The organism is Hydrogenophaga sp., from assembly GCF_014773545.1.
In the GTDB taxonomy this organism is placed as follows: domain Bacteria; phylum Pseudomonadota; class Gammaproteobacteria; order Burkholderiales; family Burkholderiaceae_C; genus Hydrogenophaga.
Genome location: NZ_SDDV01000006.1, coordinates 134,478 through 156,034, shown reverse-complemented (window position 1 = coordinate 156,034; position 21,557 = coordinate 134,478). Strand labels below are relative to the sequence as shown.

At 66.4% G+C, this 21,557-nt stretch carries 20 protein-coding genes; 8 read left to right on the top strand and 12 right to left on the bottom strand.

Annotated elements, in window-relative coordinates; genetic code table 11:
- Positions 1 to 298 precede the first annotated feature (298 nt).
- From dacB to EST26_RS06590, 7 genes are all read left to right on the top strand, one after another.
- Positions 299 to 1,807, top strand: a complete 1,509-nt coding sequence (dacB, locus tag EST26_RS06620) for a D-alanyl-D-alanine carboxypeptidase/D-alanyl-D-alanine-endopeptidase (protein ID WP_291066361.1) — start codon at positions 299 to 301, stop codon at positions 1,805 to 1,807.
- 187 nt (positions 1,808 to 1,994) lie between these two features.
- Positions 1,995 to 2,846, top strand: coding sequence for an NADPH-dependent 7-cyano-7-deazaguanine reductase QueF (queF, locus tag EST26_RS06615; protein ID WP_291066359.1), 852 nt, complete (start codon positions 1,995 to 1,997; stop codon positions 2,844 to 2,846).
- A gap of 175 nt (positions 2,847 to 3,021) precedes the next feature.
- On the top strand, positions 3,022 to 4,110 hold the full coding sequence (locus EST26_RS06610; protein WP_291066357.1) for a porin: 1,089 nt from the start codon (positions 3,022 to 3,024) through the stop codon (positions 4,108 to 4,110).
- Positions 4,111 to 4,508: 398 nt separating this feature from the next.
- The gene (locus EST26_RS06605) at positions 4,509 to 5,198 is read left to right on the top strand and encodes a TorF family putative porin (RefSeq protein ID WP_291066355.1); all 690 of its coding nucleotides are present in this window, start codon (positions 4,509 to 4,511) and stop codon (positions 5,196 to 5,198) included.
- Between the two features lie 265 nt (positions 5,199 to 5,463).
- Positions 5,464 to 6,804, top strand: coding sequence for a hemolysin family protein (locus EST26_RS06600; RefSeq protein ID WP_291066353.1), 1,341 nt, complete (start codon positions 5,464 to 5,466; stop codon positions 6,802 to 6,804).
- 28 nt (positions 6,805 to 6,832) lie between these two features.
- Complete coding sequence (locus tag EST26_RS06595; RefSeq protein ID WP_291066351.1) at positions 6,833 to 7,471, top strand: exopolysaccharide biosynthesis protein; 639 nt, start codon at positions 6,833 to 6,835, stop codon at positions 7,469 to 7,471.
- The gene (locus EST26_RS06590) at positions 7,468 to 7,764 is read left to right on the top strand and encodes a hypothetical protein (RefSeq protein ID WP_291066349.1); all 297 of its coding nucleotides are present in this window, start codon (positions 7,468 to 7,470) and stop codon (positions 7,762 to 7,764) included. The genes EST26_RS06595 and EST26_RS06590 overlap by 4 nt, the downstream gene beginning before the upstream one ends.
- 19 nt (positions 7,765 to 7,783) lie before the next feature.
- On the opposite strand, the gene EST26_RS06585 is transcribed toward EST26_RS06590, so the two are convergent.
- Both EST26_RS06585 and EST26_RS06580 read right to left on the bottom strand, forming a co-directional pair.
- Entirely contained in the window at positions 7,784 to 8,965 is a 1,182-nt protein-coding gene (locus EST26_RS06585) for an isovaleryl-CoA dehydrogenase (RefSeq protein ID WP_291066347.1), read from the bottom strand.
- A gap of 38 nt (positions 8,966 to 9,003) precedes the next feature.
- Positions 9,004 to 9,423 carry a MerR family DNA-binding transcriptional regulator gene (locus tag EST26_RS06580; protein ID WP_291066346.1) on the bottom strand — a complete coding sequence of 140 codons (420 nt, stop codon included), beginning with the start codon at positions 9,421 to 9,423 and terminating at the stop codon, positions 9,004 to 9,006.
- A 120-nt stretch (positions 9,424 to 9,543) separates the two neighbouring features.
- Here EST26_RS06580 and EST26_RS06575 point away from each other — a divergent pair, with 120 nt between their 5' ends.
- Positions 9,544 to 10,620 (top strand): MBL fold metallo-hydrolase, encoded by a 1,077-nt coding sequence (locus tag EST26_RS06575; RefSeq protein ID WP_291066344.1) that lies wholly within the window; start codon positions 9,544 to 9,546, stop codon positions 10,618 to 10,620.
- 286 nt (positions 10,621 to 10,906) lie between these two features.
- On the opposite strand, the gene EST26_RS06570 is transcribed toward EST26_RS06575, so the two are convergent.
- From EST26_RS06570 to EST26_RS06525, 10 genes are all read right to left on the bottom strand, one after another.
- Positions 10,907 to 11,728, bottom strand: coding sequence for a SprT family zinc-dependent metalloprotease (locus EST26_RS06570; protein WP_291066343.1), 822 nt, complete (start codon positions 11,726 to 11,728; stop codon positions 10,907 to 10,909).
- 7 nt (positions 11,729 to 11,735) lie between these two features.
- Positions 11,736 to 12,482 carry a lysophospholipid acyltransferase family protein gene (locus EST26_RS06565; protein WP_291066412.1) on the bottom strand — a complete coding sequence of 249 codons (747 nt, stop codon included), beginning with the start codon at positions 12,480 to 12,482 and terminating at the stop codon, positions 11,736 to 11,738.
- Positions 12,483 to 12,516: 34 nt separating this feature from the next.
- Positions 12,517 to 13,080, bottom strand: a complete 564-nt coding sequence (gene gmhB / locus EST26_RS06560; RefSeq protein ID WP_291066341.1) for a D-glycero-beta-D-manno-heptose 1,7-bisphosphate 7-phosphatase — start codon at positions 13,078 to 13,080, stop codon at positions 12,517 to 12,519.
- Positions 13,077 to 15,257: a glycine--tRNA ligase subunit beta gene (gene glyS, locus EST26_RS06555; RefSeq protein WP_291066339.1), complete on the bottom strand. Its 2,181-nt coding sequence runs from the start codon at positions 15,255 to 15,257 to the stop codon at positions 13,077 to 13,079. Before glyS ends, gmhB begins: the two co-directional genes overlap by 4 nt.
- Positions 15,258 to 15,399: 142 nt before the next feature.
- Entirely contained in the window at positions 15,400 to 16,305 is a 906-nt protein-coding gene (gene glyQ / locus EST26_RS06550; protein WP_291066336.1) for a glycine--tRNA ligase subunit alpha, read from the bottom strand.
- Positions 16,306 to 16,397: 92 nt separating this feature from the next.
- Complete coding sequence (gene lnt / locus EST26_RS06545; protein ID WP_291066335.1) at positions 16,398 to 18,206, bottom strand: apolipoprotein N-acyltransferase; 1,809 nt, start codon at positions 18,204 to 18,206, stop codon at positions 16,398 to 16,400.
- Positions 18,207 to 18,227: 21 nt separating this feature from the next.
- Positions 18,228 to 19,088 carry a transporter associated domain-containing protein gene (locus EST26_RS06540; RefSeq protein ID WP_291066334.1) on the bottom strand — a complete coding sequence of 287 codons (861 nt, stop codon included), beginning with the start codon at positions 19,086 to 19,088 and terminating at the stop codon, positions 18,228 to 18,230.
- Between the two features lie 92 nt (positions 19,089 to 19,180).
- Positions 19,181 to 20,029 (bottom strand): substrate-binding domain-containing protein, encoded by an 849-nt coding sequence (locus EST26_RS06535; RefSeq protein ID WP_291066332.1) that lies wholly within the window; start codon positions 20,027 to 20,029, stop codon positions 19,181 to 19,183.
- Complete coding sequence (locus EST26_RS06530; protein WP_291066330.1) at positions 20,026 to 20,793, bottom strand: ATP-binding cassette domain-containing protein; 768 nt, start codon at positions 20,791 to 20,793, stop codon at positions 20,026 to 20,028. The genes EST26_RS06535 and EST26_RS06530 overlap by 4 nt, the downstream gene beginning before the upstream one ends.
- Positions 20,790 to 21,518, bottom strand: coding sequence for an ABC transporter permease (locus tag EST26_RS06525; protein WP_291066329.1), 729 nt, complete (start codon positions 21,516 to 21,518; stop codon positions 20,790 to 20,792). The genes EST26_RS06530 and EST26_RS06525 overlap by 4 nt, the downstream gene beginning before the upstream one ends.
- Positions 21,519 to 21,557: the final 39 nt, after the last annotated feature.

Below are 21,557 nucleotides of genomic sequence, written 5' to 3'. Positions count from 1 at the left end.
AGCGTCCGGCAAAAAGCCGCTCCTGTGAGCGGCTTTTTTGTTTGAGTGTTTGGGTCGAGCGTTTGGGGTCATGTTTTTTGGTTGCTTTGTCACGGATTCAGGTTCTGGTTTGTCTGCGACAAATGGGCTGAATTTGTTTTCACCAACCAGCGGTTTTGTGTGTTGCAGCAAGCGTGCAGCACCACACCGGCCGGATTCAGAATGATCCGGCGCGCCGCGCCGGCGGCGCTGCCAGTGCGCGCGCCGCAAACGACCGATAATCAACGCGACCATGCCGCTTCTTTTTTGCGCTTGCCTCTTGAGCCTGAGACGCGCCGCCCGGCCAGCGCTGGCTGGCTGGCTGCTGGCTGCTGCCAGCGCGTGGGCCTTGCCCGCCGCGGCCCAGGCGCTGCCGCCCGATGACCCCTTGCCACCCGCCGTGCGGGCCGCGCTGGCGCGTGCCGACGTGCCGCCGAGCGCGTTCTCGGCGCTGGTGGTCACGCTGGGCCCGCAGCCGCGCGAGCGGCTGCGCCACCGCGCGCATGCCGTGGTCAACCCCGCCTCGGTCATGAAGCTGGTCACCACCTACGCCGCCATCGACCTGCTCGGCCCCGACTTCACCTGGCACACCGACTTCTACGCCGGTGGTCCCGTCTCGCACGGCGTGCTGCGCGGCAACCTGTACGTGCGCGGCGGCGGCGACCCCAAACTGGTGTACGAACGCCTGCAAGCCGCTTTCGGCAACTTGCAACAGCAGGGCGTGTACGTGATTCTGGGCGACCTGGTGCTCGACCACAGCGCCTTTGACTTGCCGGTACACGACCCCGGCGCCTTTGACGGCGCCGCCCTGCGCCCCTACAACGCCGGGCCAGACGCGTTGCTGGTCAACTTTCGCACCGTCGAGCTGCGCTTTGCACCCGACCAGGCGGCCGGCGTGGCGCGCGTCAGCAGCGTGCCGCCGCTGCAGGGGCTGGCCATTGATGCGCAAGTGCCGCTGTCGCGCGCGCCCTGTGGCAACTGGCGCGCCGGCCTGCAAGCCCGCTTTGACGACGCGAACGCCATCCGTTTCGAGGGCCAGTTCCCGCAGCGTTGCGGCGAACAAAGCTGGTCGCTGGCCTACCAGGAGCCGGCCAGCCACGCTGCGCGCGCGCTCGAGGGTCTTTGGCGCGCCGGTGGCGGAGCCCTCACCGGCAGCGTGCGCGCCGGCCGCACGCCGGCGGGTGCGCGCTTGCTGCACGAAGCGCGCTCGCTGCCCTTGTCTGAAATCATCGACGACGTCAACCGCCTGAGCAACAACGTCATGGCGCAGCAGGTCTTTCTCACCCTGGGGCAGCTCGCGCCAGAGCGCATCAACGCGCTGACGGTGCCGCGCGAACGCCTGACTCCCGTGCGCGTAGGCGGTTTCGAGCGCTCGCGCGAAGTCATGCACCGCTGGTGGCACAGCACCTTTGGCACCCGCTACGCCACCCCGGTGCTGGACAACGGCTCCGGCCTCTCGCGCGACGAGCGCATCACCCCCGAAGCCCTGGTCAGCCTGCTGCGCCATGCCGATTCGCACCCGCAGGGCGAGCAGTTCACGCGCTCACTGGCGCTGGCCGGGGTAAAAGGAACGGCCGCGCGCATGGCGCGCGGCGAACACAGTGCGGCGCGCGGCAACGCCTGGTTGAAAACCGGCACCCTGCGCGACGTCAGCGGCATCGCCGGCTACGTCTTCGCCCGCAGCGGCACGCGCTTGGCCGTGGTGGCCATCATCAACCACCCCAACGCCCCGGCCGCGCGGCCCGCGCTCGAAGCCCTGCTGGAGTGGAGCGCCAGCCAGGCCGATTGAGTTTTGCTGCATGCTCATAAGAGCGCCTCTATTCCTTCGACAGGCTCAGGACAGGCCCTTCGACAAGCTCAGGGTGAACGGGTAGTTGCAGGGCGCTTCTATGAATCCAAGAACCTCCATTCGGGCGAACGGGTATTCTTAGAAGTGTCCTTCAAAATCTCAGCGCATAGCCGCCCCAGCCCGCCCCATGAAACCCCACACCGCCGCGCAATCGCCGCTGGGCCAAGCCAGCCGCTACCCCGACCGCTATGACCCCACGCTGCTGTTTGCGCTGCCGCGCGCAAGCCGGCGCAGCGAACTCGGCATTGGCGAGCCGCTGCCCTTTGTCGGCGCCGACCTCTGGAGCGCCTACGAGCTGAGCTGGCTCAACCCCAGGGGCAAGCCGCAGGTGGCGCTGGCGCAGATCAGCATAGACTGCCACAGCAGCCACATGGTCGAGAGCAAGTCGTTCAAGCTCTACCTCAACAGCTTTAACCAAACCCGCTTTGACAGCGCCGAGGCGGTGCGCCAGACCCTGCGCGCCGACCTGGCGGCCGCCATTTGGGGCGGCGCGCCGGTGCGCTCGCTGCCCGGCGTGCGCCTGCTGCTGCCGCCCGAATTTGCCAGCCAAACGCTGCAAGAGCTCGACGGCCTGTGCCTGGACCGCCTGGACGTGGAATGCCAGCACGAGCAGGTGGCGCCCGAGCTGCTGCGCAGCGCCAGCGACGCAGCGCCGGTGCACGAAACCCTGCTCAGCCACTTGCTCAAGAGCAACTGCCAAGTCACTGGCCAGCCCGACTGGGCCAGCGTGCAAATTGCCTACAGCGGCCCCGCCATAGACCAGGCCGGCTTGCTGCAATACCTGGTCAGCTACCGCTTGCAGCAGGAATTTCACGAGCCCTGCGTCGAGCGCATCTACACCGACCTCATGGCGCGCTGCCGGCCCAGCCGCTTGTTTGTGTACGCGCGCTACACGCGCCGTGGCGGCATAGACATCAACCCCTGGCGCAGCAGCCACCCGCGGCCGCAGCCCGTGCTTTCGCGCAGCGCACGCCAGTAAAAGCCGGGCTGTGGCGCGCTTTGTTGCGGCCAAGCGACACAAAAGCGCGCCGGTGCGGGAAATCTTTGCATCCTGGCGCGGCTTCTGGTGCAATGGGCGCAGCTTCCAAGCACGGAAGTTGGTTTGTGGGCCGTCAGGCCTGCCGGCTCATTTTTTCAACTCTGGAGAAATCTCAATGAAAAAGACCTTGATTGCCCTGGCCGCCGTCGCCGCCACCGGCGCCGCTTTTGCCCAGTCTGCCGTCACGCTGTACGGCGTGGTGGACATGGGCATTGCCATGCAGGAAAACACCAACACCACCGGCATTGCGGGACTGGGTCCGGCAAGTATGGAGCGCAACCGCATGATGTCGGTTTCCGGCGCCTCGCGCATCGGTATTCGCGGCAACGAAGATCTGGGCGCCGGTCTGCGCGCCAACTTCCTGGTCGAGGGGGGCCTTGACCCCAGCGAAGATACCTTCACCATCAGCAACCGTCAGTCCTTCGTCGGTCTGAGCGGCGCCTTCGGTGAAGTTCGCCTGGGCCGCCAGGTTACGCCCTACCACACCGTTCAGGGCGCGGTCGACTTCGGCGGCGGCCTGGCTTCGCCCGGCTACATTCCCCTGCTGCACAACCGCGCTCGCAGCAGCAACGCCATCACCTACATCAGCCCCAGCTTCAGCGGTGTGACCGTGACGGCGCAGGCCGGCGTGGGCGAGCATGACAACGTTCCTGCTGATGCTCGCAACGACAACTCCTTCGGCCTGAACGCCATTTACGCCGCCGGCCCGCTGACGCTGGCCGCCGCCTTTGACCGGGTTGACTACGCCCGCACTTTCAGCTCGGTCGGTGGGAACGCCGGTGCTGCTATTCCGCTGTTCGGTGACAACGGCGCTGTTCCTGGCATGGCCGGTCTTTCCAGACGCACCAGCGTGTGGGCCGTCGGCGGCGCCTACAACTTCGAAGTGGCCCGTGTTGCGCTGGCCTACTCCTACCTGACCGACGACAAAGCCGTTGGCAACGACGTCAAGTCCGACGGCTGGAACCTGGGCGTGCAGGTCCCCATGGGCGCCATCACCCTGTTCGGCAACTTCGGTCAGGCCGACGTGACGCGCGCCGGTGTGGCCAACAGTATCGACGTCACCGGCTTCCAGCTCGGCGCCACCTACGCTTTGTCGCGCCGCACCAGCGCCTACGTCAACTACGGCAGTCTCGAACTCGATGTAGCCGGCCGAGGCACGCTCGATCGCACCCAGTTCGCCGTGGGCGTTCGCCACAACTTCTGATGCCAAGCGGGCTTGGGCCCGCTGAGCCTTGGCTGCTGTGTCAAACCCCTGCCGTCTTTGTGCGGCAGGGGTTTTTTTGCGCCCGGCACGGGCGCCTGGGTGTTGGCGCGAACCGCGCACAGGGCGCCAAGCGCAAGGGCATGAGGGCGACTGCCACGAAGCTGGAGGCGTCCGTGGACAAGGCTCATCGTGCTTTGTGGCGTCCCCGCTTCAGGGACTGCCCCGTTTTCACCGGGCCGAAGCAACAGGGCAGCCAGCGGCGCCGCAACCTTGCGCAGCGGCAACAACAAGCGTGACAAACCCATGACACCGGGGCGACAGTGGGCACGTTTGTTGCTAATTTGCTCAGGGCGCGTGTTCCAGTGTCCGCTTCATCAATCTTGCACCGGAGTTTCCCCATGAAAAAAAGCACTTTCACCCGCCTGGCCTTGGCGGGCAGCCTGCTGGCAGCCGCCAGCCTGCCCAACTTGGTGCAAGCCCAGGGCCTGTCGTTCAATATCGGTGCGGTTTCGCTCTACAAGTACCAGGGCATTGACCAGGACAACCGGCAGCCGGGCAATTTCATTCCCGCCTTGCAGGGCGGGGTGGATTACGTTTTTGCCAATGGCTTTTACATCGGCAACTGGAATTCCACCGGCAAGTTCGGTCAGGCCAATGTCGAAATCGACCTCTACGGCGGTTTCAGCCGCGAGCTCATCCCCGGGCTGACGGCAGACCTGGGCCTGGTGCGCTACCTGTACCCGAACAGCGGTGGCGGCTGGAACGGCACAGAAGCCTACGCCAGCCTGGCCTACAGCGCCTTCAGCGTCAAGTACCAGCACGGCCTGAGCGGTTGGAACGACCAGCGCGAACGCCTGAGCCTGAGCCTGGAGCACCCGCTGGGTGAGAAAATTTCGCTCAACGCCGGTGTGGGTTTTCGCAATTCGGCCAATTTCGGCGGCGCGCGCGACTTTCACCTGGGCCTGAGCTACGCGCTGAACCCGGGCCTGAGCGCATCGGCCACCGTCTCCGGCGCCGATACGGCTGCCGACAAAGCCGGTGCGGCCGGCAAGACCCGTCTGGTGCTGGGCCTGAGCCACTCGTTCTGATGCGCTGACGGCGCGGCCTGGGGGCTGGCAGTCTTGCCGGGGGCGCGCTAGAATCAAGGCCTTTTGAAACCGCTTGCAGCGATTGCGTTCCCATGCCGGCCGCGGCCTGCGCGCGCCGGCGTTTGGCCTGCGCGCGCAGCCGCAACCATGCCAGGCGCGCCGGCGCCGGCTGCAGCCGCAGTCTTGTCATGCGCGCCACATCGGCGCCGGATGAAACACACCCTTGCCGGCGTGCTGCGTCGCTGCGGCCTGAGAACCTGAACCCATGGAAATTGCCTTACTTGTCGCGCTGATCTTGTTCAATGGCTTGTTTGCCATGTCAGAGATCGCGCTCATGACCGCACGCAAGGTGCGGCTGCAAAAGTTGATCGACGAAGGCGACGGGGCCGCAGCCGCTGCGCTCAAGCTGGGCGAAGACCCCACCCGTTTTCTCTCCACCATCCAGATCGGAATTACCTCGATCGGTATTCTGAACGGCATCGTCGGCGAGGCCGCGCTGGCCGATCCGCTGGCCGCCTGGCTGATCGGGCTGGGCGTGTCGGAAAAATCCAGCGTCATTTTGGCCACTGGCCTGGTGGTGGTGGTCATCACCTATTTCTCCATCGTCGTCGGTGAGCTGGTGCCCAAGCGCATAGCGCAGTCAAACCCAGAGATGCTGGCGCGGCTGGTGGCGCGCCCGATCGACTGGCTGGCCATTGGCACCAAGCCCTTCGTGCTGTTGCTATCGTTCTCGACCCAGGCTTTGCTGCGCCTGCTCAAGGTCAAGAGCAACAGCAACAGCGCCGTGACCGAAGAGGAGATTCACGCCATGCTGGCCGAGGGCACCACCGCCGGTGTGATCGAGTCGCATGAGCACACCATGGTGCGCAACGTGTTTCGGCTCGACGACCGCCAGATCGGCTCTTTGATGGTGCCGCGCGGCGACGTGGTGGTGCTGGACCTGGAGCAGCCGTATGAGACCAATATGGAGCGGGTGGAGCAGACCGACCATGCGCGCTTTCCGGTTGTGCGCGGCAGCATGAGCGATGTGGTGGGCGTGCTGAGCGCGCGCGCCTGGTTGTCCAACGCGCTGCGCGGCGGCGATCGGCGCGAACTCGGCGAGCAAAGTCTGCAAGCGCCGCTCTATGTTCCAGAGACCATCACCGGCATGGAACTGCTGGACAATTTTCGCCTGTCTGACGTGCACATGGCGTTCGTGATCGACGAGTACGGCGAGGTGCAGGGCATTGTGACGCTGCAAGACCTGATCGAGGCCATCACGGGCGAATTCAGCCCGCGCGACCCCGAAACCTCGTGGGCCGTGCAGCGCGAAGACGGCAGTTGGCTGCTCGACGGCCACATTCCGGTGCCCGAGCTCAAAGACCGCCTGGGCCTGGATGCGGTGCCCGACGAGGAGCGCGGCCGCTACCATACCCTGAGCGGCATGATGATGCTGCTGACCGGGCGCTTGCCCAAGGTGACCGACGTGGTCAGTTGGGAGGGCTGGCGGCTGGAGATCGTCGACATGGACGGACGCACCATAGACAAGGTGCTGGCCAGCCGGCCGCCGTCGGATGCCGACTTGGCGCCCGCTGAGGCGCCCGAAGAACCGCTGCGCCCGGCATGAACCGACCAGGCCGACGCCCGGAGCTGCCATGAACCCGCCGGAGTTGCCGCCTGCAGCGCGCAGCCCAGGGCGGCACTTGTCGGTGCTGTTGTTCGAGCTGGCCCACGACAGCAGCCGCGAGCGCATTTCGGTGGCAGACTTGCTCGACGCGCTAAGCGACCGCGCGCTGGCGGCGATGATGTTCATTTTTGCCGCCATCAACGTGCTGCCGCTGCCGCCCGGGGCCTCTTCGGTGCTGGGCGCACCGCTGGTTTTTCTGGCGCCGCAACTCATGCTCGGGCTGCGGCCCTGGCTGCCGGCCCGGTTGGCGCGGCGCTCGATCGCGCGCGCCGACTTCGTCACCCTGGTGCGTCGCCTCGTGCCCTGGGTCATGCGGGCCGAAAAATTGCTCAGACCGCGCCTGGGTGTGCTGGTGCGTCCGCCGTTCGAGCGCCTGGTTGGCTTGTTGTGCCTGTTGCTGGCGCTGCTGGTGGTGCTGCCGATTCCGCTGGGCAACGCGCTGCCGTCGCTGGCGATCAGCTTTTTTGCGCTCGGTATTCTGGAGCGCGACGGTTACTGCATACTGGCCGGTCTGTTCACCTCGGTCGTGGCCGCCGTGGTAGTCTCCGGGGTGTTGTTTGCGCTGACCAAAGCGGCGCTGTTCATGCTTGCACAGGTGTTGCAATGAGCTTTTCCATTTGTCAAGATTTTTTTGCCGCGCGCTGGCAGGCCCGGGTGAGTTTGAGCCTGCTGTTCTGGCGCGACATGCTGGGCGTGGCCACCTTGCTCAACTTGCTGGTCGGCTTTCTGGTCTTGATTGTGCTGGCGCAGGGCCTGCAGGCGACCTGGGTGCTGGTCATTTTCTTTGCGCTCAAGCCCTACAACCTGTTTTTGCTGCTGGCGGTCTGGCGTTCGCCGCAGCGAACCCCGCTCACCTTGCTGGTGGCCGGGCTCTGGTTTGGCGTCATGCTGCTGTTGTGAGCGCACCCCGGCGCGGCGCTCAGCAGGTCTGGGCAAACAGCTCGCGCCCGATCAGCATGCGGCGAATTTCGCTCGTTCCGGCGCCTATTTCGTACAGCTTGGCGTCGCGCCACAGGCGCCCGAGCGGGTAGTCGTTGCTGTAGCCGTTGCCGCCAAAAATCTGCACGCCTTCGCCGGCCATCCAGGTGGCTTGTTCGGCGCACCACAGAATGACCGAGGCGCAGTCTTTGCGCACCTGGCGCACGTGTTCGCTGCCCAGCAGGTCCAGATTCTTCGCCACCGTGTAGGCAAACGAGCGCGCCGCTTGCAGCACGGTGTACATGTCGGCCACTTTGCCCTGAATCAACTGAAATTCACCGATGCTTTGGCCGAACTGCTTGCGGTCGTGGATGTAGGGCATCACGTTGTCGAGCACGGCTTGCATGATGCCCAGCGGACCGCCGCTCAGCACCGCGCGTTCGTAGTCCAGCCCGCTCATGAGCACCCGGGCGCCGTGGTTGAGGCCGCCCAGGATGTTTTCCGGCGGCACCTCGACGTTGTCGAACAGCAGTTCGCCGGTGGGGCTGCCGCGCATGCCGAGTTTGTCGAGCTTTTGCGCGACGCGAAAGCCGGGCATGGACCGCTCGATCAGAAAGGCCGTCACGCCGCGCGCGCCGAGTTCGGGTTCGCTCTTGGCGTAGACCACCAGCGTGTCGGCGTCGGGGCCGTTGGTGATCCACATCTTGCTGCCGTTGAGCAGGTGGTAGCCGCCCTTGTCTTCGGCCTTGAGCTGCATGCCCATGACGTCCGAGCCGGCGCCGGACTCGCTCATGGCGAGTGCACCGATGTGTTCGCCGCTGATGAGTGGGGGCAGGTATTTGTGCCGTTGCGCGGCGCTGCCGTTGCGCTTGATCTGGTTGACGCACAAATTGCTGTGCGCGCCATAAGACAGACCGACCGAGGCGCTGGCGCGGCTGATTTCTTCCATCGCCACCATGTGCGCCAGGTAGCCCATGTCGGCGCCGCCGTATTCCGCGCCGACCGTGATGCCGAGCAGGCCCACGTCGCCCATCTTGCGCCACAGGTCGGCGGGAAAACAGTCGCTGCGGTCTATTTCGGCCGCGCGCGGGGCAATTTCGGCCTGCGCGAAGTCGCGCACCGCGTCGCGCAGCGCGTCGATGTCGGCGCCGAGTTGAAAGTCCAGGCCGGGCAGGGTGTTCATGGCGGGGGTGTCTCCTGAAATGAAGCGTTGCAAAGACGTCAGGCGGAGCTGGCGCGCGCGAGCTTTTGTTCGGCTTTGAGCAGCAAGGCGCGGGCTTCTCTTTCGTGCGCCTTGACTTCGTCGAGATTGGCCGCCAGATCGGCCAGTTGCGCTTCGATCTGGTGCCGGTGTTCGGCCAGTACGCTGAGAAATTTATGCAACTGCGCGCCGGTGTCGCGCGGGCTGTCGTACATGTCTATGATTTCTTTGGCCTCGGTCAGCGACAGGCCCAGGCGCTTGGCGCGCAAGGTGAGCTTGAGGCGGGTGCGGTCGCGCGCGCTGTAGACCCGGTTGCGCCCGCCCGGGCCTTCGCGCCGCGGCTGCAGCAGGCCCATGTCTTCGTAAAAACGAATCGTGCGCGTGCTCAGGTCGAACTCGCGCGCCAACTCGCTGATGCCGTAGGTCTGGTGGCTCGACATGGGGCACTCGGGTGTTGTCTGGTGCTTGACAGCAGGCTTGTTCGGGGCTGCGTAAAATGCGCGCAGATTTGACGTTTACGTTAACGTCAAACCCAGCCATCTTACCGGAAACGCCAGCGCATGACACCGCCCACCAAAGAACAGCTCGAAGCCCGCTTGCACTACCCGCTGGGCGCAGAGCTGCCGCCGCCAGGGCGTGCGCTGGTGCTGGCGCCGGGCGTCAAGTGGCTGCGCATGAGCCTGCCGTTTGCGCTCGATCACATCAATCTGTGGCTGCTGCGCGACACGCTGGACGGCCGGGACGGCTGGTCGGTGGTCGATTGCTGCATTGCGCGCGACGAGTCGCGCGCGCAGTGGGAAGCCGTTTTTGAGAACGAACTCGAAGGCCTGCCGATTCTGCGCGTGATCGTCACCCACATGCACCCGGACCATGTGGGGTTGGCGTACTGGCTGTGCGAGCGCTGGTCGTGCCTGCTGTGGATCAGCGCCACCGACTACTACGCCGCGCGCGTCGGATCGGTCAGCAGCACCGGCTTTGGTGGCGCGGGCGCGGCCGCCTTTTTCGCTGCTCACGGCCTGAGCGACCCGCAGAGCCTGGAGAAAATCCGTGCCCGCTCCAGCTACTACCCGAACATGGTGCCGCAGGTGCCGGGTCGGTTTTGTCGCCTGCAAGACGGCCAGACGCTGCGCATAGGCGGGCGCGGCTGGCGCTGCATCAGCGGCTACGGCCACGCGCCCGAGCACATGGCCCTGCACTGCGGCGAGCTCGACGTGCTCATCAGCGGCGACATGGTGTTGCCGCGCATTTCGACCAACGTCAGCGTGTACGACGTCGAGCCTGAGAGCGATCCCTTGCGGCTGTTTCTGGAATCGCTGGAAAAATACCTGCCACTGCCCGCGCAGACGCTGGTATTGCCTTCGCACGGCAAGCCGTTCACCGGTCTGCACGAGCGCATCGGCCAGCTCAAACAGCACCACGCCGACCGTCTGGCCGAGGTGTTGCAGGCTTGTCAGGAGCGCGCGTGCAGCGGCGCCGATATTTTGCCGCTGATGTTCAAGCGCGAGCTGGACCTGCACCAGACCACCTTTGCCATGGGCGAGACGGTGGCGCACCTGCACCGGCTGTGGTTTGCCGGGCAACTGCGGCGCGAGCGCGACGCGCAAGGCGTCTGGCGCTTCAGAAGCTGCTCGCTCTAGGCCCTTCGACAGGCTCAGGGCGAACGGTTGGATGGGTTCGTCACGTCAGAAGCCGTTCGCTCTGGGCCCTTCGACAGGCTCAGGGCGAACGGTTGGGTGCTCGGGGCGAATGGTTGGGTGGGTTCGTCACGTCAGAAGCCGTTCGCCCTGAGCCTGTCGAAGGGCCTGTCCTGAGCCTGTCGAAGGAAGCCTGTCGAAGGGTTTGTCCTGACAAAAACCGTTCGTCCTGAGCTTGTCGAAGGAAGCCTGTCGAAGGGTGCAGAGCCCGAACGGGAACGGGTTCAACTCAAACGTCTGCGTCCAGCGGTGGCAACACGGCGCGGCGCAGCGCTTGGCGGCGCTGCGCGTGGTCGGGCAGGACGCTGGCGACGAGGCTCCAGAAGGGTGCACTGTGGTTCATGTGGCGCAGATGGCAGAGTTCGTGTACCACCACGTAGTCGATCAGCGGCAGCTCCAGGTGGATGAGGCGCCAGTTCAGGCGGATGCTGCCGTCGGCGCTGGCGCTGCCCCAGCGCGTGCGGGCATTCGAGAGCTGCAGCCGCCTCGGGTGCACCTGCAGCAGCGGGGCGAAGTATGCCAGCCGGTCGTTGAACACCGACTGTGCCTGCTGCCTGAGCCAGGCCTGGGTGGTGTGGCGGATCTGAAGCGCGCTGGCGCAGCCCGCCAGTCCCAGGCACAGCGTGGCGGGCTGCGCAGCGGCCAAGGCGGCTTGCAGCCGCGGGGGCGAGAAGCGCTGCGCCGGCTCGAGCCGCAGGCGCACGTGCTGGCCCAGAAAGAGCAGCGCGGCGTCGTCGGCCCAGACGGTGCGGGCCGCCGCCCGGGCAGCGGCGTGCTCGCGCGCGCGCTGCAGCTTCTCCAGCACCCAGGCCGACTTGGCTTGCAGCAGCGCTTCGACCTCGGCCAGTGGCGTCCAGCTCGGCGCCCGCACGCGCAAGCCGTCGGGGCCGATGCTCAGACCGATGCTGCGGCGCTGGCCGCGCTTGAATTCGTATGCCACTTCCTGCGCGCCCAGGCGCACGCGCCGGTGCTGCGTGTGCGCAGCGGGCAAGCCGGCGGGCGTGTGGGGTCGCAGCAACGCACCGAGTGCCTGTGACATCGAGCGCAGCATCGGTAACTCAGGCCTTGGCGTCAGGGTAGGCGCTGGGGTCGATGCGGCGCATTTCGGCCTCGATCCAGGTTTCGACCTCGCGCATCAATTCGTCGGGCTCGCGGCCCTGGCTCGGGATCGGCTTGCCGATCGAGAACTCGACCACGCCCGGCTGTTTGATGAAAGCCTTGCTCGGCCAGCACTTGGCCGAACTGACGGCGATCGGGATCACTGGCGCGCCGGTGGCAATCGCCAGCCGCGTGCCGCCGTTTTTGTACTGGCCCTTTTGGCCGCGCGGCATGCGTGTGCCTTCGGGAAACATGATGACCCAGGTGCCCTTGTTGAGCAGTCGCTGGCCTTGTTCGACCACCTTGCTGAACGCCTTGGTGCGCTTGCTGCGGTCGATGTGGATCATGTCCATGCAGGCCATGGCCCAACCGAAAAACGGCACGTAGAGCAGCTCTTTCTTGAACACGAAGGCCAGCGGGTGTGGCATCAGCGCCGGCATGCAAAAGGTCTCCCAGGTCGATTGGTGCTTGAGCAGCAGCACGGCCGGCGCGTCGCTGGCGGTTGGCAGGTTTTCAAAACCGAGCACGCGGTTGCGAATGCCCAGGATCAGGGTGCCGCTGTCGACCGACAGTTTGAGCCAGCGCGCGCACATCCAGTACACCTGCGTGCTGTTGAGGAAGGGCGCGGCGATCAGCACCGCCAGCGCCCACGGCACCACGGTGACGGCCATGAACAACAGATGCAAAACGGCGCGCAGCAAGTTGATGAAGATCATGCGGGCTTGGGAGAAAAAAGAGCGGTCATTTGACCGGTTGCTGCAACAGCCAGTCGGCAAAGGCCGACAGGTCTTCGTGTATCCGGGTGCCGGGTGGCAGGCCAATGACGCTGCCAGGGTCGGCAAGGGCGCGCAGCGACTCGGACTTGCCGGTCAGCAGCAGGTGGGTCGGGCAACCGGCGGCGGCGCCTGCTTGCACGTGGCGCAGCGCGTTCCCCACCACCGGCAACTGGGCCGGGGGGACGCCAAAGCGCTTGCTGATTTGCACGAACAAGCCCGGCGCGGGTTTGCGGCAGCCGCAGGCGTCTTCTGGGACGTGGGGACAGAAAAAAACCGCATCCACCCGTGCGCCCACGGCCGCGAGCTGGCGGTGCATCTTGCTGTGAATGGCGTTGAGCGCGGTCATGTCGAACACGCCGCGCCCCAGGCCGGACTGGTTGGTCGCCAGCGCCACGCGCCAGCCGCCGTGGTTCAGCCGCGCCAGCGCTTCCAGCGCGCCCGGCAGCGCCTCCCACTCGTCGGGCGAGGCGACGTAGTCTTCACGGCTGCGGTTGAGCGTGCCGTCGCGGTCGAGAATGAGCAGCTTCATGGGGTGCAGGGAAGACAATCGGAATCTGACCCCAATTTCACCAGGCGCGACAGGTCGGCCACGCGGTTCATGGCTTGGTGCAGGCGCTGCAGCAGCGCCAGCCGGTTCGCTTTCAGCGCGGCGTCGTCGGTGTTGACCAGCACGGTGTCGAAAAAGGCGTCGACCGGTGCGCGCAGCGCGGCCAGTGCGGCCAGCGCGGCGGTGTAGTGGCCGGCATCGAAGTGCAGTTGGGCGCTGGGCAGGCTGGCTTGCATGGCGGCAAACAGCGCGTGCTCGGCCGGTTCGACCAGCAGGCGCGCGCTCAGGGCCGCGGGCGCGGCGTCGGATTTTTTCAGGATGTTGCCGATGCGCTTGTTGGCCGCCGCCAGCGCCGGTGCTTCGGGCAGCGCGGCAAAGTCGCGCACCGCTTGCAAGCGCCGCGTCACGTCGGCCAGGCGTTGCGGTTGCAGTGCCAGCACGGCATCGACCTCTTGCGCGCGAAAGCCTTGTTCGCGCAGCGCGCTGGCCAGCCGCTCGCCGATGAATTCGGCCAGCGCCGCGCCGGGCGTGTCGATCAGGGTGCCAAATGGCAGCGCAGCGTCGGCCAGCAGCCGGTTCAGTTCCAGTGGCAGGTCTTTTTCGACCAGCATGCGGATCACGCCGAGCGCGTGGCGGCGCAGCGCGAATGGGTCTTTGTCGCCGCTGGGCAGATTGCCAATGCCGAACATGCCGACCAGCGTTTCCAGTTTGTCGGCCAGCGCCAGCACCAGGCCAGTTTGGCCGCGCGCCAGCGTGTCGCCGGCAAAGCGCGGTTTGTAGTGGTCTTCGATGGCGCAGGCGATGTCCTCGTTCAGGCCGTCGTGGCGCGCGTAGTAGCCGCCCATGATGCCTTGCAGTTCGGGGAATTCGCCCACCATGTCGGTCAGCAAATCGGTTTTCGCCAGTTGGGCGGCGGTAGCGGCGTTGTGCGCCAGTGCCGCGCCGCCGAGCTGCTGGCCGATGGCGCTCGCGATGGCGCGCACGCGCTGCATGCGATCGCCCAGGCTACCGAGTTTGTGGTGATAAACCACCTGATCGAGCCCGGCGACGCGCGCGGCCAGCGTTTTCTTGCGGTCTTGGTCGAAGAAAAATTTGGCGTCGGCCAGGCGCGCTCGCACCACGCGCTCGTTGCCGCCAATCACCGCGCTCGGGTCGGCCGGGAAGATGTTGCTGACCACGAGAAACTTGTGGGTCAGCTTGCCGTGGGTGTTTAGCAGCGGAAAGTATTTCTGGTTCGCCTTCATGGTCAGAATCAGGCACTCTTGCGGCACGTCGAGGAATTGCTCTTCGAAGCTGCAGGTCAGGACCTGCGGTCGCTCCACCAGCGCGGTGACTTCGTCAAGCAGCGCTTCGTCCATTTGCACCTGGTAGAGCGGCCCCAGGCGTTCGGCTGCTTGTGCGAGTTGTTGCACGATGGCAAAGCGCCGGTCGTCGAAGCTGGCGATCACAGCGCCTTCGGTCAGCAGGGTTTGCGCGTAGCTGTCGGCGTCGGCAATCAGCAGCGGCGACTGGCGGGCTTCAAAGCGGTGGCCCTGGGTGCGTCGGCCCGCCGTCAGGCCCAGCGCCCGCACCGGCAGCACCGTGCTGCCGTGCAGCGCCACCAGGGCCTGCGCCGGCCGCACGAAGTGCACACTGCTCCAGCCGGGCAAAAAGTTCTCGATGCCGCAGTCGTGATGGAGCTGGTAGCTCATCACTTTGGGGATGGGCAACTGGGCCAGCGCTTGGTCGAGCGCGTCCTGTAGGCCGATGTCGAGTGTGGCGCCGTTGGCCAGGCTGCAGTGGTACAGGGCCATGCCCTTGCCGTCGGGCGCGCGTTCGAGTGCGGCCACGGCGGCGTGCGGGTCGGACAGGTCGGCGCCGAGTGCGGCCAGCTTTTTCAGCAAGGCCGGGGTGGGCTGGCCGGCTGCGTCCAGACCGACCGCCAGCGGCATCAGTTTTTGCCGCAGCGGCAAGTCGGGCGCTTTGCGACTGACGTGGCTGATGTGCGCGCCCAGACGGCGCGGCGAGGCAAAAGCGGTGGCTATCGAGTCGGCAGCGGTCAGGCCGAGCGTCTTGAGCTGTTCAAACAATACCCCGGCAAAGGCGTCGCCGAGTTTTTTGAGTGCCTTGGGCGGCAGTTCTTCCACCAGCAGTTCGACGAGGAGGTTGTTTTGCTTCATGTGGCGAATCACAGTTCAAACCGTTTGGGCCGAGCGAGTGCAAGCCCTTCGACAAGCTCAGGGCGAACGGGGATGGGCGTGTTCAGATCAGGGCGAACGGGGATGGGTGTGTTCAGATCAGGGCGAACGGGGATGGGTGTGTTCAGGTGGCTTTCTTGTCCATTTGCGCCACCCATTCGCGCGGCGCCATGGGAAAGCCCAGACGCTCGCGGCTGTCGTGGTAGCTCTGGGCCACGCTGCGCGCGAGCTGGCGGATGCGGCCGATGTAGGCGGCGCGTTCGGTCACGCTGATGGCGCCGCGCGCGTCCAGCAGGTTGAAGCTGTGCGCGCACTTGAGCACCTGCTCGTAAGCGGGCAGCGCGAGTTGCTGCTGCATCAGGTGCGCGGCCTGCTTTTCGTGGGCGGCAAAGGCGGTGAATAAAAATGCGGCGTCGGCGTGTTCAAAGTTGTAGGCCGACTGCTCTTTTTCGTTTTGCAGGTAGACGTCGCCGTAGCTGATGTGCTCGGTCCACTTGAGGTCGTAGACATTGTCTACGCCTTGCAGGTACATCGCCAGCCGCTCCAGGCCGTAGGTGATTTCGCCCGTGATGGGGCGGCAGTCGATGCCGCCGACTTGCTGGAAATAGGTGAACTGGGTGACTTCCATGCCGTTCAACCAGACTTCCCAGCCCAGGCCCCAGGCGCCCAGAGTGGGGTTTTCCCAGTCGTCTTCGACGAAGCGGACGTCGTTTTGCTTCAGGTCGAAGCCAAGCGCTGTCAGGCTGCCCAGGTACAGGTCCAAAATGTCGCTGGGCGCTGGTTTGAGCACCACCTGGTATTGGTAATAGTGCTGCAGGCGGTTCGGGTTTGCACCGTAGCGGCCGTCTTTGGGGCGACGGCTGGGCTGCACGTAGGCCGCCTTCCAGGGCTCGGGGCCGAGCGCGCGCAGAAAAGTGGCGGTGTGGCTGGTGCCGGCGCCGACTTCCATGTCGTAGGGTTGCAGCAGCGCGCAGCCCTGGGCGTCCCAGTACGATTGCAGTTTCAGAATGAGGTGCTGGAAGGTCAACATGCAGCGGGGCGCGCGCGGGGGCGCGCAGCAAAAGGGTTCTGGCTCGGGCGCGCAAGCAGCCCGGAATGGGTCGGCTGCGAAAGCAGTCGATTTTACCGGCCCCCCGGCGGCCTGCGGGGCAGCGCCACAGCGATTAGCAGCACCAGGCTCAGGCAGACTGTCCACAGCGGCCACAAGCCCCAGTGCGCCGCCCAGCGCGCATACGGCGTCAGGCCGGTGCGGCCTTGCAGCGTGACTTCGAGCCGGTCGCGCGTCAGGCGCGGCAGTTTGTGCGTGACCACGCCGCGGTGGTCGATGGCGGCGGTGGCACCGGTGTTGGTCGCGCGCAGCATCGGGCGGCCCAGTTCGAGCGCGCGCAGGCGCGAGATTTGCAGGTGCTGGTCGATCGCCACCGTGTCGCCAAACCAGGCGATGTTGCTCAGGTTGACCAGCAGCGTGGGCGCGTTTGCCGGGTCGCGAAACGAGGCCGCCAGTTCTTCGCCAAACAGGTCTTCGTAGCAAATGTTGGTGGCGATGCGCTGGCCGTCCAGCGTCCAGGGGGGCTGCGGCAGCGCGCCGCGCTGGAAATCACCCAGCGGCATGTCCATCAGGTCGACGAACCAGCCGAACAGAGGTGGAATGAATTCGCCAAACGGCACCAGGTGGTATTTGTCGTAGCGGTAGAAGCCAGCGCGGTGCGCCCATTGCGCCAGCGCCTGTTCGCTGGCGTTCTCGCCCAGCTCGGTCAAGGACGCCAGCGCGCGCTGGGCCGACGCCGCTTGCAGCCCCCAGGCCGAATTGGTATAGCCGCGCAGCGGGTCGCCCAGCGGCAGTCCGATCAGCGCGCTGACCGGCGCGCCGACGTCGGGCTGAGCCAGTTGGCCCAGCAGTTCGCGCCAGAAGTCGGCGCCGATTTGCTGCGGCAACAGCGGCAGGGCGGTCTCGGGCGTCACCACCAGGTGCGGCGCCGTGGCGGCGCCGCTGCGCGCGGCCTGCACCGCAGCGGCAATTTGCTGCGGGTACCAGGTCAGCGCCTGTTCGATGCCGGTGCCGGGGACGAATTTTTCACCCTGAGAAATATTGCCTTGCAACAACCAGACGCGCAGTTCGCCGCTGTCGCTGCTGCCGCGCTCGGCCCAGTGCCGCCAGGAGGCGCCGCCGCCCCACAGGCTGGCCAGCAGCGGCAACAGCAGCAGCAGCGCCAGCGCAGCACGCAGCTTGGCCCAAAGAGAGCGGCTGGGCAACGCGGGCCAGCGGCTTCGGTTCAGCAGCGAAGCCAGCGCAAAGGCCAGCAGCGCGGCCAGAAAACCCATACCGTACACGCCCACCCAGGGCGCCCAGGCGGCCATCAGGTCGACCTGGGCGTAGCCGCCCGCACCCCAGGGAAAGCCGGTCAGCCAGCGCCCGCGCGCCAGCTCGGCCAGCGTCCACAGGGCAGCAAACAGCAGCGCCTGCGCGCTGCGCGAGGCCGGTGCCCAGGCCCACCAGGCGGCGGCGGCGGCGCTGTAGAACAAGGCCAGCGCGCCGGTCAGCGCCAGCACCGCCAGTGCCGCCAGCCAGGCCGGCAGGCCGGCGTAGGTGTACATGGAGACAAACAGCCACCAGCAGGTGAACGCCAACCAGGCGGTGGCGAACACCCAGCCGCGCCAGGCCGCGCTGGACAGGCTCTTGCTGCGCTGCAAGGCCAGCACCAGCAGCGCCAGCGAGGCGATTTGCAGCCAGCCGCTGGCCTGCCCGGGGGCGCTGCCGGGCAGGCTCCAGCTTTGCAGCGGCCAGGCCAGTGCGCCCGCTTGCAAGGCCCCGGCCAGCAGACACAGACCGAACCAGAACAAGCGGCTGGAGCGCGTGGCGTGCCCGCGGGGCTGTCGGGTGGCCGTCGCGCCGCCAGACGGTGTGTGCAATGAGCGGAACAGGCTGCGCATGAACGATTTGCTCTCAAGCTCTCAGGTCGGCACCGGCGTGAGCTTGAACCACTTGACCGCGCCACCCTTGCTGTGCAGCACGACGAAGCGCAGCCCGGCCAGTTGATGGACTTCGCCGCGCGTCGGCACATGGCCGGTGCGGTGCGCCATCAGGCCGCCAATGGTGGTGAATCCTTCTTCTGGCAACGCCACGCCAAAAGATTCGTTGATGCGCTCGATCGGCGTGTCGCCGCGCACGCGCCAACTGCCGTCGGCCAGCGCAAAGATGTCGCCGTCGTCGTGCGCGGTGTCGAATTCGTCTTCGATTTCACCGACGATTTCTTCCAGCACGTCTTCGATCGTGATCAGGCCGGCGACGCGGCCAAATTCATCGATCACGATCGCCAGGTGGTTGCGCTTGCTGCGGAATTCGCGCAGCAAGTCGTTCAGGCCCTTGTTTTCAGGAATGAAAATGGCCGGACGCAGCAAAGCGCGCAGACTGAGTTCGGGCGCGCGCTGCAGTTTGAGCAGGTCTTTGGCCAGCAGAATGCCGATGATGTTTTCGCGCTCGCCCTCGAACACCGGAAAGCGCGAGTGCGCGGTGTCTATCACTTGGTGCAGCAATTCGGGGTAGGGCGCGTTGATGTCGAGCACGTCCATGCGAGGCGCAGCCACCATCGCGTCGCCAGCGCTCATGTCGGCCATGCGGATCACCCCCTCGAGCATGGCACGCGACTCGGCATCGATGATGTCATTGCCTTCGGCGTCGGCCAGGGACTCGATCAGTTCGTCTTTGGAGTCGGGGCCGGGGTGGATGAGTTCAGCCAATTTTTGCAGCAAACCACGTTTGTCGAGCGGCCGCAGACCGCGCTGCGGCCCGCTACTGGGGGGGGAGTCGGGCACGGATGTCGCCGGTGGTTGAAACAGTCTGCAAGGATAACGCATCCCATAGCCGGGGCGTCAAGTGGCGGTCGGTCTGGCCCGCTGGGGGCACTTTAGCGCGCGGCGTTCGGGAAAAAGAGCTGCTCGCCGCCGATTCTGTGGCTTGCAATGACGCCCTGGCCGGCCGGGCTGGTCAGCCAGTCGATGAATTTTTGCCCCTCGGCGGTTTTCACGTGCGGGTGTTTGGCCGCGCTCACCAGCAGCACGCCGTACTGATTGAACAGGCGACGGTCGCCGGCGACCAGAATCGTCAGATCGGCGCGGTTGCTGAAATTCAGCCAGGTGCCGCGGTCGGCCAGCACGTAGGCGCCCAGACTGGCGGCCATGTTCAGCGCCGCGCCCATGCCGCAGCCGCATTCGCGGTAGCCGCTGCCGCGCTGGGTCGGGGCAGCGCTCAACTGCCAAAAGCGCAGTTCGGCGGCATGGGTGCCGCTGTTGTCGCCGCGCGAAACAAAGGGCGCGTTGGCTGTGGCCAGGCGCTGCAGCGCCTGCACGATGTCCTTGCCCCGCACCCGCGCCGGGTCGGCCTGCGGCCCGATCAGCACGAAGTCGTTGTACATCACGTCGATGCGGCGGGCGGCAAAGCCGTCGGCGACGAATTTTTCCTCCGCCGCCCGGTCGTGTACGAACAGCACGTCGGCGTCGCCGCGGCGCGCCACGTCGATGGCCTGTCCGGTGCCCAGCGCCACCACTCTGACGTCGATGCCGCTGGCCTGCTTGAAGGCTGGCAACAAATGCGAGAACAGGCCCGACTGTTCGGTCGAGGTGGTCGATGCGACTACGATGCTTTGCGCCGTGGCCGACGCGCTGGCCAGCAGCAGGCCGACGCCGCCCAGCAGGGTGGCGGCGAGCCAGCGCGCCAGGTGCCGCCGGGTGTGGTGCAGGGTGGGGATCGAGTTCATGCGCTTTCTCCTTGCGTAAACCAGTAGGCCGGCGGACACAGCGCCTGCAGCAACTGGTGGTTGAAAAAATCGTGCGCCGGCAAATCGGCCAGCAGTTGTCCTTGTTCGAGGTAGATCACCCGACTCGCCAGGCGCCTGACTTGAGCCAGGTTGTGGCTGCTGAAGACCAGCGTGGCGGGCCAAGACGGCGTGCCGTCAGACCGCGGCGGTGCAGTGCTGAAGCCGGCGATCAGGGTCTCGACCTCGCGTCTGGACTGCGGGTCCAGGCTGGCGGTGGGCTCATCGAGCAGCCAGACCTCGGGTTGCGTGGCCCAGGCGCGCGCCAGTGCCAGCCGTTGCTGCTGGCCACCCGAGAGCGCGCGCGCGTTGCGCGCGGCCAGCGCAGCCAGGTCCACGCGCTGCAGCGCCTGCTGCGCTTGCAGGCGCGCCTGCGACCAGGGCAGGCCTTGCAGCCACAGGCCGAGCATCACGTTGCGCAGCGCGCTCAGGCGCAGCAGGTGCGGGCGTTGAAACAGCATCGCCACCCGCTGGCCGGGTCGGGCGTGCAACTGGCCTGCGCTGATGCGCTGCAAGCCGTGCAAGGTGCGCAGCAGGGTGCTCTTGCCGCTGCCGTTGGCGCCCACCAGCGCGACCCGTTCGCCGGCCTCGATGCGCAGGTTCAAGCCGTTCAAGGCCAGCAATTGGTTCGCCGGACCGAGTCGCACCTGCACGTCGTGCAGCTCGAAGCAGGCCGGCGCCACCTGATGTGCTGGCCTGCCGCTCATGTCAGCACCAGTGGCAGACCGGTGCCGTCGGCGCGCTCGCGCCAGCGCCGCAGCAGCGCGACCAGCGCGTTCAGCAGCAGCACCACCGCCAGCAGCACCAGCCCGAGACCCAGCGCCAGCGGCAGGTCGCCCTTGGCGGTTTCGAGCGCGATGGCGGTGGTCATGACGCGGGTGAAACCCTCGATGTTGCCGCCGACTATCATCACCGCGCCCACTTCCGAGATGGCGCGGCCAAAGGCCGTGATCAGCACCATCAGCAGGGCGTAGCGCTCGTCCCAGGCCAGCAGCAGGCTGCGCAGCACGGTGCCTGCCCCGAGCGAACGCAGTTGCTCGCCATGGCTGCGTTCGGCGTCTTCCACCACCTGGCGCGTCAGCGCCGTCACCAGCGGCAGCACCAGCAGCGTTTGCGCCAGCACCATCGCCTCGAAGCTGAACAGCCAGCCCAGAAAACCCAGCGGGCCGGAACGCGACAGCAGCAGATACACCACCAGGCCGACCACCACCGAGGGCACGGCCAGCAAGGTGTTGAGCAGGGTCAGCAGCGCGCCGCGCCCGGCAAAGCGCGCCACCGCCAGCCAGGCGCCGAACAGCAGCCCCAGGCCGCTGGCGAGCAAGCAGGCGCTGGCGCTGACCGCCAGCGAGCGCAGCACGATCGCCCACAGGCCCGGGTCACCCGAGGCAATCAATTGCAGCGCGGTGGCCGCGCTGGCGCTAAAGGTATCCATGTCGCGGCGCAGCTTAACGGCTGGGCGCTGCTTTGAAAC

What these genes read in the sequence shown, in the direction of transcription:
- EST26_RS06580 (WP_291066346.1), bottom strand. Translation starts at nt 9,423, where the DNA reads ATGTCGAGCCACCAGACCTACGGCATCAGCGAGTTGGCGCGCGAGTTC.
- EST26_RS06535 (WP_291066332.1), bottom strand. Translation starts at nt 20,029, where the DNA reads ATGAACTCGATCCCCACCCTGCACCACACCCGGCGGCACCTGGCGCGC.
- gmhB (WP_291066341.1), bottom strand. Translation starts at nt 13,080, where the DNA reads ATGAAGCTGCTCATTCTCGACCGCGACGGCACGCTCAACCGCAGCCGT.
- EST26_RS06530 (WP_291066330.1), bottom strand. Translation starts at nt 20,793, where the DNA reads ATGAGCGGCAGGCCAGCACATCAGGTGGCGCCGGCCTGCTTCGAGCTG.
- EST26_RS06525 (WP_291066329.1), bottom strand. Translation starts at nt 21,518, where the DNA reads ATGGATACCTTTAGCGCCAGCGCGGCCACCGCGCTGCAATTGATTGCC.
- EST26_RS06575 (WP_291066344.1), top strand. Translation starts at nt 9,544, where the DNA reads ATGACACCGCCCACCAAAGAACAGCTCGAAGCCCGCTTGCACTACCCG.
- lnt (WP_291066335.1), bottom strand. Translation starts at nt 18,206, where the DNA reads ATGCGCAGCCTGTTCCGCTCATTGCACACACCGTCTGGCGGCGCGACG.
- glyQ (WP_291066336.1), bottom strand. Translation starts at nt 16,305, where the DNA reads ATGTTGACCTTCCAGCACCTCATTCTGAAACTGCAATCGTACTGGGAC.
- EST26_RS06600 (WP_291066353.1), top strand. Translation starts at nt 5,464, where the DNA reads ATGGAAATTGCCTTACTTGTCGCGCTGATCTTGTTCAATGGCTTGTTT.
- EST26_RS06610 (WP_291066357.1), top strand. Translation starts at nt 3,022, where the DNA reads ATGAAAAAGACCTTGATTGCCCTGGCCGCCGTCGCCGCCACCGGCGCC.
- EST26_RS06585 (WP_291066347.1), bottom strand. Translation starts at nt 8,965, where the DNA reads ATGAACACCCTGCCCGGCCTGGACTTTCAACTCGGCGCCGACATCGAC.
- EST26_RS06590 (WP_291066349.1), top strand. Translation starts at nt 7,468, where the DNA reads ATGAGCTTTTCCATTTGTCAAGATTTTTTTGCCGCGCGCTGGCAGGCC.
- queF (WP_291066359.1), top strand. Translation starts at nt 1,995, where the DNA reads ATGAAACCCCACACCGCCGCGCAATCGCCGCTGGGCCAAGCCAGCCGC.
- glyS (WP_291066339.1), bottom strand. Translation starts at nt 15,257, where the DNA reads ATGAAGCAAAACAACCTCCTCGTCGAACTGCTGGTGGAAGAACTGCCG.
- EST26_RS06595 (WP_291066351.1), top strand. Translation starts at nt 6,833, where the DNA reads ATGAACCCGCCGGAGTTGCCGCCTGCAGCGCGCAGCCCAGGGCGGCAC.
- EST26_RS06605 (WP_291066355.1), top strand. Translation starts at nt 4,509, where the DNA reads ATGAAAAAAAGCACTTTCACCCGCCTGGCCTTGGCGGGCAGCCTGCTG.
- EST26_RS06570 (WP_291066343.1), bottom strand. Translation starts at nt 11,728, where the DNA reads ATGCTGCGCTCGATGTCACAGGCACTCGGTGCGTTGCTGCGACCCCAC.